Annotated in this window: 6 protein-coding genes; all 6 read left to right on the plus strand. The window is 56.0% G+C overall.

The genetic code is table 11. From position 1 onward, the window contains the following. The coding region (locus G452_RS17610; RefSeq protein ID WP_211213479.1) for a hypothetical protein at window positions 1-593 on the plus strand (593 nt) is incomplete at its 5' end. Window positions 594-743: 150 nt separating this feature from the next. After that, on the plus strand, window positions 744-926 hold the full coding sequence (gene mads1, locus G452_RS0101575; RefSeq protein ID WP_022660508.1) for a methylation-associated defense system helix-turn-helix domain-containing protein MAD1: 183 nt from the start codon (window positions 744-746) through the stop codon (window positions 924-926). Window positions 927-991: 65 nt separating this feature from the next. Continuing rightward, window positions 992-6,202 carry a DEAD/DEAH box helicase gene (locus G452_RS0101580; RefSeq protein ID WP_022660509.1) on the plus strand — a complete coding sequence of 1,737 codons (5,211 nt, stop codon included), beginning with the start codon at window positions 992-994 and terminating at the stop codon, window positions 6,200-6,202. Further along, window positions 6,151-9,051, plus strand: a complete 2,901-nt coding sequence (locus G452_RS0101585; protein ID WP_211213480.1) for a helicase-related protein — start codon at window positions 6,151-6,153, stop codon at window positions 9,049-9,051. Before G452_RS0101580 ends, G452_RS0101585 begins: the two co-directional genes overlap by 52 nt. Before the next feature lie 33 nt (window positions 9,052-9,084). Next, window positions 9,085-12,282 (plus strand): Eco57I restriction-modification methylase domain-containing protein, encoded by a 3,198-nt coding sequence (locus G452_RS17615; protein WP_022660511.1) that lies wholly within the window; start codon window positions 9,085-9,087, stop codon window positions 12,280-12,282. 32 nt (window positions 12,283-12,314) lie between these two features. Then, window positions 12,315-12,577, plus strand: a 263-nt coding sequence (locus tag G452_RS0101595) for an IS3 family transposase (RefSeq protein ID WP_022660512.1), incomplete at its 3' end; no start/stop codon positions are given.

The following is a 12,577-nucleotide window of genomic DNA, read 5'->3' on the forward strand; positions in this document are numbered from 1 at the left end:
CGGTGCGTGGCGACAATCGGCCCGGGCGACAACGGCGAAGCGGTGATGACGGTGCTCTGCTTGCCGTTGGACGACTAACCATGAAATTCAGAAGGAAAAAGGAGCTCAGTTTGCCAGTGGTCTCCCTCAGCGCGGAATATCTTGTCACCGGACAATTGCTCAGGCGCAATATCCTGACCTACAGGGCCCCTCCCAACAATCAGGGGTATGATCTGCTCTGCACCCACCCTGATCCTGCCCTCGCGACAAAGACGCTCCGGATTCAGGTCAAGAGCCGCTACCAGACGGATTGCGACAGAAGCGTACCCGTCCGGACGGACTCCTTTCAGTGCTTCGATTACCTGGTCATCGTCTTCCTCAACGTTGGACTCTTCTTCGGGCCGGATGTCAAAAACGTTGATAACTGCGCTTTTCGCTCGGACGTTGAATACTTCGTCCTTTCTAACCATGAGGCACTGAAGTTGCTCCGGCCGGTGAAGTCCGGGTTCAGCAAGGTGCATCTCCTCAGGTGCGGGCTTGGTGGATTCCAGGATGAGGAAGGGATTCAGCTGATTGCGCGAGATTTTCGGGTTTCCTACCCGTCCCGGCATTGATTCTGATCCACAATTCCCATTTTCGAACACTCTGTTCTCCACACTAACGCGCTCTAAGCATTGACCCTTGGCATCGGGTCGTCTATCACTTTCAAGACTGGACCAGCTAGGATCGACTCGGACGAGCTGGCCCTTCAGGAGGTTGTGGGCATGGAAGACAGATACCTTTCCGTTGACGAGATTGCCGAATATCTCGGCATCAAGAAAGACACCGTGTACAAGTGGGTCGCGGCCAAGAGGATTCCTGCCCATAAAGTTGGACGTCTTCTGAAATTCAAGAAAGACGAAGTTGATGAGTGGATTCGCCAAGGTAGAACGATCCTCTCTGATTAGAATATACAGGCCGCAGCTGAAACATAACTGGATCGAAATTGTTTGCGTCATCCGGGGAGACAAGCATGGATGTTTTTAGGCTCAAAGACAAAATCATCGGTGACTACTCTAAATATATTGGCAGCTTCATAGAGATTTCTGATGAACGAATCCGCGAGATCGTCCAGCAAGAGCTGAGAGATGGCCTCCTCTGGCCCGACCCCTTGCTTCAACTCAACCCAGCTTTTGCCTGGGGCGGTTGGATTGAAGACCTTGTTTCCAAGGGCACCCTCCATTCCGAATGCGCGAAGATTTTTAGAGGCGACAAGTCCGAAGTTAACGGGACTGGACGCCCGATGCGGTTGTACCAACATCAGGTGGATGCCGTTGAAGCCGCCCGTACCGGCGACAACTATGTCCTGACCACAGGTACGGGGTCGGGGAAAAGTCTGTCTTATATCGTCCCCATCGTTGACCATGTCTTGCGATCCGGCTCCGGCAAGGGAATAAAGGCCATAATCGTTTATCCGATGAACGCTTTGGCCAATTCCCAGGAACTGGAACTCAAGAAATTCCTTTGCCATGGCTATGGGGATAAGCCCCCAGTGACTTTCCGGCGCTATACCGGCCAAGAGGGTGAGCAAGCCCGGCAGGAAATCGTGGATAACCCTCCGGACATTTTGCTGACCAACTATGTCATGCTTGAACTGATCCTGACCCGGCCCTACGAGAAGAAGCTTGTTGAGGCGGCCAAGGGGCTCCAGTTTTTGGTCTTCGACGAGTTGCATACCTATCGTGGACGGCAAGGCGCTGACGTGGCGATGCTCATCCGTAGGCTTCGTAATGCGATTACAGCCCCAGGCACCGAGGGCAACCTTCAGTGTGTTGGAACTTCCGCCACCCTGGCCGGGCCTGGAACTTTTGAGGAACAGCAGAAGGAAGTTGCCGAAGTCGCTTCAAAGCTTTTTGGGGCCGAGGTTATGCCTCACCGTGTGATCGTCGAGACTCTGAGGAAGGAAACGGAGTGCGATGACTTTGGCTCTAAGCGGTTTCTAAAGGTATTGCGGGAACGACTCCTCAATGAGGACGGTAAACCTCCGACAGAGTACGAAGAGTTCGTTCGCGATCCGCTATCTGTCTGGATTGAAAACTCGCTGGGCCTTGAGGAGAAGGAAACGCGACTGATCAGGTGCAAGCCTCGCTCATTAACCGGGCAAGCGGGAGCGGCGCAATTCCTGGCTGAGGTAACGGGACTTAGCCCGGAAAAATGCATTGCGCCCATCCAGGCCGCGCTTTTACAGGGCTATAAGCTTAAGAATCCAGACACGGGTAAACCCGCCTTCGCCTTCAAGCTGCACCAGTTCTTGAGCAAGGGAGACACTGTTTATGCGACTCCCGAACCAGAAGAGATTCGGGCGATAACGCTTCATGGCCAGCAGTTTGCACCGGATAGAGACGAGGAAACCATTCTTTTTCCGCTTCAATTCTGTCGTGAGTGCGGGCAGGAATACTACAGTGTCTGGCGAGTAACAGACCCTGACAAGAAGACCTCCTGGTTTTCAGCCCGTAATCCATCCGAAGCCATCCTCACCGACGGATTTGCAGGATATCTGTATATCAGCGGCAGCAACCCTTGGCCTGCCGATCCTCAGCTCCAAGCCGAACGCCTTCCTGATGATTGGACTGAGGAAAAGGGCGGCAAGCTCTACCCGGTTAAAAGTAAGGAAAAATATCTGCCTGAGAAAGTCTTCCTCCAGAAAGATGGTACGTTCTCCTTAACATCATCCCCGGAAGCGACTGTTGCGTGGTTCGTCCCAGCCCCCTTCGCATTTTGCCAGCAGTGTAGGGTGTCTTACGCTCCGCGAATCTCGGACTTCACGAAACTAGCCACCCTCGGCACTGAAGGACGCAGCACTGCCACAACGGTTCTATCGATGTCGACCGTTAGGCACCTGAGGCAAGAAAGCGAATTGAGCCCGATTGCCAGGAAGCTTCTCTGCTTTACCGATAACCGGCAGGATGCCTCGCTTCAAGCCGGTCATTTTAATGATTTCATCGAGATTGGCTTAGTACGCTCTGCCCTATTTAACGCATTGGAGCAGGCGGGCGAGAATGGGTTGGAACATGACGTCCTGCCCCAGAAAGTTTTTGAAGCACTTGGCTTGGGGCACGAAACGAAAATATTTCCAGCCAGCCGCTATTCTATCGACCCTGAAGCACAGTACGGCAAAGCTACAAACATTCGAAAGGCTTTCTGGAACGTCCTTGGGTATAGGGTCTATAGCGACCTGCGACGCGGCTGGCGAATTGTGGCCCCCAACCTAGAACAGTGCGGTCTCTTACACATCGATTATCTCGACCTGGATGAAATCTGCGCTGACGAAAACCTTTGGGAAGGCAACCCAATTTTGGTCGCCGCATCTCCTGAGAAACGACGGGAGATAGCTCAAATATTCTTGGACTTCATGCGACGCCGCTTGGCCATCAAGGTGGATTATCTCAAACCCGAGTATCAGGAGAGCGTCCGCCAGCAGAGTAGCCAGAATCTGATCAGCCCTTGGAAAATTGACGACGACGAAAAATTGCTTCACGCGGCAGTTGTTTTTCCTCGAGCAAGGAAAAAGGGGCAGAGAGAATACGGCGGTGACTTATTTGTTTCTCCACGAAGCTCTCTTGGTGGCTGGCTGCGTAAGGCTTTTCCAGAATGGCCATCTACTATCAAAATGGATGAGACCGAGCCGCTTATTCTCGCCCTCTTTTCCGCCCTCTCAAAAGGGGGCCTTATCGAGTCAGTCCTTTCGGACACCAGTAATGGCGAGGGCTATCAAATTCCGGCCTCAGTGATGATCTGGAAAGCGGGCGATGGTAGCGCCTCGCAGTATGATCCTCTGCGTATGCAGCATTCAGGCGAGAAGGGGGGCAGAACCAACCCGTTCTTCGTCGATTTGTACCGGCTCGCTGTCAGGGACGGCACCAACCTGGAAGCCAAGGAGCACACCGCCCAAGTCGCGAGCGAAGAACGTGAACGTAGAGAAGATGCTTTTCGGGAGGCGCAGCTTCCTATCCTTTATTGCTCGCCTACCATGGAGCTGGGGGTTGATATTGCCCAACTCAACGCCGTGACCATGCGCAACGTCCCCCCAACTCCGGCCAATTACGCCCAGCGTAGCGGTCGGGCTGGACGTTCCGGGCAACCGGCACTGATCATTACCTACTGCGCACAAGGCAGCTCACATGACCAACATTTCTTCCGTGTCCCGTCGCTCATGGTGGCAGGAGCCGTCTCCACCCCTCGGTTGGACTTGGCAAACGAAGACCTCATACGCGCCCATGTGAACGCCGTATGGCTTTCGGAATCCGGCTTGGACCTCAAGCAGTCGCTTCGTGATTTGCTGGATGTCACAGGGGACAAGCCCGCTTTGTCCCTGCTGGATGGAGTGGTGGCGCATCTAACCGACGAATCAACTAAAGCCAGAGCCAAGATACGAACGAAAGAGATTCTCGACGGCATTTCCAGTGAGCTTCAAGGTTGTGGCTGGTACGCCCCTACTTGGCTTGATGAAGCCATGTCCAAAATCGAGCGCCAGTTCGAAGATGCTTGCGAACGCTGGCGTAGCTTGTATCGGGCTGCAGTGGAACAGAGGGACGCCCAGAACCTTATCATCAGCGACGCCAGCAGGTCTCAGAAGGACCGCGATCAAGCCAGGAGACTTCGGGCCGAGGCGGAAACGCAGATCGAGCTTCTACTTCAAAGCGACTCCAGGTTCCAGTCCGACTTTTACTCCTACCGCTACTTTGCGAGCGAGGGCTTCCTACCAGGATACAACTTCCCGCGTCTGCCTTTGTCGGCCTTCGTGCCTGGTCGCCGTGGCGTCAGGGGGCGTGACGAATACATATCCCGTCCAAGGTTCCTGGCCATTTCCGAGTTCGGCCCTGGCAGCTTCATTTATCACGAGGGCTCCAGGTACGTGATCAGTCGGGTAATGGTCGCCGTGCAGGAGGATGAAGAACTAGCGTCAGGCAAGATCAAGCAATGCTCCGCTTGCGGCTATATCCACCCGATTACCCAAGGTGACGGTTTGGATATTTGTGAAATGTGCGGCGAAAGGCTTCCCCATGCCTGGGACAATCTTTTCAGGATGCGCAACGTATCCACCCGACGCCGGGATCGCATCAACTCCGACGAGGAAGAGCGGACCAAATACGGCTATACCCTGCGAACAGGATTCCGCTTCGCACAGCATGGTGGAACGCCCGCCTATCGGATGGCCGAGATTCGCGGTCAAGAAGGCAACCTACAGGCGACCCTCAAATACGGGCACGGTGCTACGTTGTGGCGGATCAATCTCGGATGGGCCAATCGAGCCGAGACGGCTCCTCCTGGATTTATGCTCGATTTCGATCGGGGGATGTGGACCAAAGAGGGAAGTGGTGGCGCGGATGCCGAGTTGAATGAAGCTGGCACTGGACGTATCCGGCGCGTCATTCCTTATGTCGAGGACCGGAAGAACTGCCTACTTTTTGTGCCCGACGCCAGCTTATCGCCTGACGCCATCATTTCGCTCCAAGCGGCGCTCAAGCAGGCAGTTCAACGAGAATATCAGCTGGAAGAATTCGAGTTGGCCTCAGAAACTCTTCCCGCTGGAAACGAGCCCCAGTCGATCATGCTTTACGAATCCGCCGAAGGTGGGGCCGGTGTTCTTCGCCGCTTGGTGGACGATCCCAAAGCCATGAAAGCCGTCGCCAAAGAAGCATTGCGTCTTTGTCATTTCAATCCTGAGACGGGAGAGGATCAGGGGCGGGCAGAACATGCCAGCGAAGACTGCGTGGTTGCCTGCTATGACTGCCTGATGAACTATGGGAATCAGCGAGTCCATCCCCAATTGAACCGGCATGGCATCAAGGACTATCTCCTGGCCCTCGCCAGCGCTGAGGTGCACTCAGCTCCGTCATACCAAACCCGCGCGGCGCATCTCGAAGCGCTCAAGAAGAAGTGCGACTCAAATCTCGAAAGAAGGTGGCTCGACCACCTGGACGACCATGGTCATGCGTTGCCAAGCCATGCCCAGCATTTTGTCTCCGAGTGCAAAACCAAGCCAGACTTCTTCTACGCCAAGGAGAAGGTGGCTGTATACATCGACGGTCCCCACCATGAATTCCCTGAGCGCCAGGTGCGTGATCAAGCTCAACAAGATGCCATGGAAGATCTGGGCATCTCCGTGGTCCGTTTTTCAGACGGGGAACAATGGCAGCCCATCTTGGACAAATATCCCCACGTGTTTGGGAGAAAGAAATGAACTTTGCCGTAGGCTCTCTGGTCAATGCCCGAGGAAGAGAATGGGTGGTGCTGCCGCCTGATGATTCCGAATGCCTGCTTCTGCGTCCATTAGGCGGAAGTGAAGACGAGATCGTCGGAATCTTGCCAACCCTTGAAGAAATCCGTCCCGCCACCTTTGAGTTGCCCGACCCGGCCGATCTGGGCGATGCCCGAACCTGTGGTCTTTTGCGAGATGCTGTCAGGCTCGGGTTTCGCGCCACAAGCGGACCATTCCGTTCTTTTGGGCATATAGCGGTGGAGCCCCGTCCCTATCAGCTCGTTCCCTTGCTCATGGCCATGAAGCAGAGTCCTGTCCGGCTTCTCATCGCCGATGACGTGGGTATCGGCAAGACCGTTGAAGCGGCTCTCATCGCAAGAGAGCTTCTGGACCGGGGGGAAGTGAAGCGTTTAGCCGTCCTCTGTCCTCCGCAGTTGGCGGAACAATGGCAATCGGAATTAGCGGATAAATTTCATATCCAGGCCGAACTTGTTCTGCCCTCCACTGTTCGCAAGCTTGAAAAGGGCTTGAGTATTGGAACCTCCTTGTTCGACGTTTATCCCTTCACCATCGTCTCACTCGACTACATCAAGTCCGACCGCCGCAGAGCTGAATTCTTGAGAACATGCCCGGAAATGGTCATCGTGGATGAAGCCCATGCTTGTGCATCAGCCACAGGCGGGAAAGCCACGATGCAACGGTTCGGCTTGATTAAAGACTTAGCAGCCAATCCCGAGCGGAATATGCTGTTCGTTTCAGCTACTCCCCACAGCGGCAAGGATGACGTGTTTCGCTCCCTACTCTGCTTCCTCAATCCATCTTTCGCCAATCTGCCCGAGGACCTCTCCGGCAAGGATAATGAAGCACATCGCAAAGCGCTGGCTGAACATTTCGTCCAGCGCAGGCGCGGCGACATTCGAGCCTACATGGAGATCAACACCCCCTTCCCTGAGCGAGAAACCCAGGAAATCACGTGGGAACTGACTCCAGATGCAAAATCACTATTCGGAAGAATTATTTCTCTTGCCCGAGAGAGCATTGAGCGCAGTCAGGGTGGAACCAAGTTCCAGCAGCGCATATCCTGGTGGTCCGCCTTGGCGTTACTTCGTTCAGTGGCGTCGAGCCCGGCCGCAGCCGCCGCAACGTTGCGCAGCCGGGCATCGGGAATGGACTCGCCTGATGACTTGACCCTGGTTGACGAGATGGGTCGCCAATCCGTGTTCGACTTGACGGACCTGGAGGGGGTTGACGCCCTGGACACGGTTCCAGGCGCGGACGATACGGAGTTGGAGAAGGACCAGACTGAGCAGAGTCGTTACAAGGAGCGCTTGCGTCGCTTGGCCAAAGAAGCCGAATCCTTGTGTGGCGCTAAAGACAACAAGCTTCAGGGCATGGTTCGGCTGGCCAAAAAACTCCTAGAACAAGGGCACGCTCCGATCATATTCTGCCGATTCATCCACACCGCTGAATACCTCGCCGAGCATCTGCGCCCTGCCTTGAAGGAAGTTGAAGTCATGTCCGTGACCGGCATGCTCCCGCCAAGCGAACGCGAGTACCGGGTCCATGAGTTAGGGAAGCACCCCAAGAGGCTTCTGGTTTGCACGGACTGTCTGAGCGAGGGTATCAACCTCCAGGAACGCTTCAACGCCGTGGTCCACTACGACCTCTCCTGGAATCCCACCCGTCACGAACAGCGAGAAGGCCGGGTCGACCGATTCGGCCAGCCAAGCCCCAAGGTCCGTGTCATCACCTACTACGGGCTGGATAACCAAATCGACGGCATCGTCCTGGATGTCCTCCTGCGCAAGCACGAGGCCATTCGCAAGGCATTGGGAGTGTCCGTGCCCGTCCCCGAGGATAGTGACAAGGTGATGCAAGCGATTCTGGAGGGCCTGCTCCTCAGGGGCAAGGATAAAGCCCCTGCCCAGCAACAATTGATCATCCCGGGGATGGAGAAGTACGTCAAGCCTGAGGCGGATCGGCTGGCCAAGGAATGGGATGTCGTCGCCACTCGGGAGGAAAAACGCTCCCGTACACTGTTCGCGCAGCAGACCATCAAGGTCGACGACGTAGCCCGTGAATTGGAAGCCGCCAACACCGCTGCCGGTGATGCCGCAAGTGTGGAGACCTTCACAACCGAGGCGTTGAAGATTCTAGGAGCTACTCACAATCGAAAGGCCGCAAACGCTGAACGGGTCGCCCACGAGTTTTCTTTTGCTGGGGTCGAGCCTCGCACCAAGAATCGATTAGACCTTCCTGACGCTTTGCGTGCCGTGTTCGCTTTGCCTGCCAGCGAGGGTCAGACCTATCTGGCCAGGACACATCCCTTTGTCGAGCGTCTGGCAACCGACCTCATGAACACTGCGCTTGATCCGCTGGAGAAGTCAGTAGCCCGCAGAGCAGGCTCCATGCGTACCAAGTCCGTTGCCACCAGGACCACCTTGCTTCTGTGCCGCTTTCGTTACCAACTCCGGACCCAAGGGGAGAATCTGGACCATACCTGCCTGACCGAGGAATGCGCCCTCCTGGCCTTCACGGGTTCTCCGGAGCGTGCTTCCTGGATCGATGGGGATTCGGCTCAAAGGTTGCTCACCGCGCAGCCCACCGGGAACATCAATCCGGATCAGGCAACAGACTTCGTGGGCAAGGTCACTGAGAACGCCGGGGAGCTGATGCCTCATATTCGTTCCGTCATGGAGGAACGAGCGTCGGCACTCCTGGAAGCCCACCGCAGGGTGCGTACAGCCGCCAAAGCCCGTGGCATCCGCTACCAGGTCACGCCTCAAGGCGAACCGGATATCCTTGGCGTATATGTGTATCTTCCCGAATAGAACACCGTCCAACAGCAGAATAGGCGCTTGCTCATGAGAAAGTCCGAAAGCCTTGACTCCTCCTTCAGCACGGTTCGCACCGAAGGTGGTCTTTTGCCCGCCGACATCCTGGCCAAGATTCTGGCAGGTGATTCCGCCATACCGGGTACATCTCCAGATGCCTACCATCTGCCCAAAGGAGAGAAGCTCAACGAGGCCATCAACCGGTCCTGGACAAGGGTTCGTGCTCTTTGGGAAAAGTTTCGCCAGCAATGCGAGACCTTGACCGACGCCGACACCGGCACCAGTCAGACCCGGGAAATTTTGCTCCTGCCGCTGTTCGCCGAATTGGGATATGGACGCCTGTTCGGGGCCAAGGCCGAAGAACGCACCGTAGGCGACAAGGCCTTCAGCATTTCCCATATCTGGCATCATTCACCGATCCACCTCATCGGCTGCAAGGTGGACCTGGATAGAAAATCAAGCGGTGTCCGTGGTGCTGCCCAGTCCAGCCCCCATTCCATGGTCCAGGATTTCCTGAACCGCTCCGAGGCCCATCTCTGGGGTTACTGTTCGAACGGTCTTCGCCTGCGTATTTTGCGCGACAATCAGAGCTTCAGCCGTCAGGCCTTTATTGAATTCGACCTGGAATCCATGTTCGAGGGGGAGGTGTTTTCCGATTTCGCCCTGCTGTGGCTTCTCTGTCATCAGTCGCGGGTGGAGAGCGACAACCCCTCTGCTTGCTGGCTGGAGCAGTGGGCCAGGTCTGCCCAGGATCAGGGCGTCCGGGCCTTGGAGAACTTGCGCGGCAGCGTGCAGAAGACCATTGAGATTCTAGGACAGGGTTTTCTGGAAAGCCACAATCCTGATCTGAAGGAGCGTCTGCGCTCTGGGGCTCTTCCCAGGCAGGAGTATTTCCGCCAGTTGCTTCGCTTGGTGTACCGGCTTCTTTTTCTATTCGCCGCCGAGGATCGCGGACTCCTCCATGCCCCTGGCATTCCGGAGGAGGTCAAGAAGCGTTACTCGGCATGGCATTCCACCACCCGCCTGCGCCGCCTGGCCGGAAAACTCTCCGGAACGCGGCATCATGACCTCTACGAGGGATTGAAGCTTCTCATGGGCTATCTGGGCCGTGAGGAAGGATGTACTGCACTGGGCCTTTCTCCCCTGGGCAGTTTCCTGTGGGCCTCCGATGCCTTGCCGGATGTGCATTCGGCCCGCCTTTCCAACGGGCATCTGCTTCATGCGGTTCGCGCCCTGGCCTACACAGAGACTGAGGGCATACGCCGTCCTGTCGACTACAAGAATGTCGGTGCTCGTGAGCTTGGGTCCATCTACGAGTCACTATTGGAGCTGCATCCGGTCCTGGACACGGTTTCAGGGGCTTTTAGCCTGGAGACTGCTTCGGGCAATGAGCGCAAGACCACCGGCAGCTACTATACGCCCACGCCGCTGATCGAAAGTCTGCTCGACTCCGCGTTGGAGCCTGTCATTAAGCAGGCAATCTCCCGGGAGAATCCCGAAGAGGCGCTGCTGGAACTGAAGATCTGCGATCCCGCCTGCGGCAGCGGGCACTTCCTCATTGCTGCGGCTCATCGGCTGGCCAAGCGTCTGGCCGGGGTGCGCACCGGGGATGAGGAACCGGGACCGGACGCCGTGCGCAAGGCGCTGCGCGATGTCATCGGACGCTGCATCTACGGCGTGGACGTGAACCCCATGGCCGTGGAGCTGTGCAAGGTCAGCCTCTGGCTGGAGGCGTTGGAACCGGGGAAGCCCTTGTCCTTTTTGGATCATCATATCCGCTGCGGCAACAGTCTGATAGGCGCGACGCCTGAATTGATCGCTGGCGGTCTGCCGGACGAGGCTTTCAAGCCCATCGAGGGAGATGAGAAAACAGCTTGCTCCGCATTGAAGAAGGCCAACAAGGCGGCTCAGAAGAAGGCCAGGATGCCGCTCATCGCCCAGCAGGAAAAAGAGGTCCAGGCGCGTCTGCGAGAAGCCGCTGCGGCTCTGGAGGCGATTCCGTCGGACAGCCTGCGGGATATCCAGGCCAAGGAGAACGCCTTCCGGCAGCACGAACGCACTTCTGAGTATCAAAGCAAGCGCGACCTAGCCAACGCATGGTGTGCGTCCTTCGTCATCCGCAAGTATTTTCCTGAGAAACCCGGATATCCTGGCGTCCCGGCGGACGAGCCCTTCGGGATTACGCAGCGGGAGTTGAATGCCCTGGCCATGGGACGCCCCCTGGCCCCGGAACTGGACCAGGAAGTGGAGCAAATTGCCACGCAGTACCAGTTCTTTCACTGGCATCTGGCCTATCCCGAGGTGTTCGCTCGGGGCGGGTTTGATGTCATGCTGGGCAATCCGCCGTGGGAACGAGTGAAACTGCAGGAAAAGGAATGGTTCGCAGAGCGTATCCCGGCAATCGCAAACGCGCCGAATGCCGCTGCCCGAAAACGCATGATTGAGGATTTGAAAAAGACCGATTCCGAAATCCATCAGGCTTTTTTGATCGACCTGCGGAAGGCGGAAGGCGTTAGCCATTTCATGCGCTCCAGCTCTCGCTACCCCCTCTGTGGCCGGGGCGACATCAACGTATATACGATTTTTTCCGAAGCTGCGCGGACCCTTCTCAGCGATGCAGGGCGGATGGGCATCGTTGTGCCCAGCGGCATCGCCACGGACGATACCACCAAGTTTTTCTTCCAGGACATGATGGACAAGAAGTCGCTGGTCAGCCTCTTCGACTTCGAGAACAAGGGAATTTTTCAAGGCGTTCATAGCAGCTATAAATTTTGCCTTCTCACCAGCGGTCGGGGAACAAAACCGACTGCCGAGCAGGCGGAGTTCGTCTTCTTCGCCCATGGCGTGGACGAGTTGCACGACCCGGAGCGGAGGTTCTCCTTGTCCGCCAAGGACATCGAACTGCTCAACCCCAACACCCGCACCTGTCCGATCTTCCGCTCGAAGCATGATGCTGAATTGACCAAGAGAATTTATCGCAGCACACCGCTGTTTAACTCAGAACATGCAAGCGGTTGGAAACCTTATTATATTCGACTGATCGACATGGATGATCACAAAGATGATCTTCATTTCGAATGGGAGACTGACAACGAGGAAAGCTATACAACACTATATGAGTCAAAGCTCGTGCATATTTTTGACCATAGATATTCAACCTTTGAAGATGTCGGGCGTGATTTAATTGTCAAAGGAGAAGTGGGTTCAGGAAACTGGACCAGTAGCTAAGGTGGACGTAAGAAGCCTGAAGGAGGCTTTTGATGTCCAAGCAGAGAAGAAAGTTCACCGCCGAATTCAAGACCCGAGTCGCCCTGGATGCCTTGTCCGGGGAACACACCCTGTCCGAACTCGCCAGCAAGTACGGCGTGCACCCCAATCAGGTTTCCCAGTGGAAGCAGCAGGCCAAGGAGCAGATCGCGGCTGGCTTTGCGGGCAAGGCCCAGAAAACCCAACAAAGCGATGAGGCGCGGATCAAGGAACTGCACGCCAAGATCGGCCAGCTTACGGTGGAGAAGGATTTTTT

The organism is Paucidesulfovibrio longus DSM 6739 (assembly GCF_000420485.1).
Classification (GTDB): Bacteria; Desulfobacterota; Desulfovibrionia; order Desulfovibrionales; family Desulfovibrionaceae; genus Paucidesulfovibrio; species Paucidesulfovibrio longus.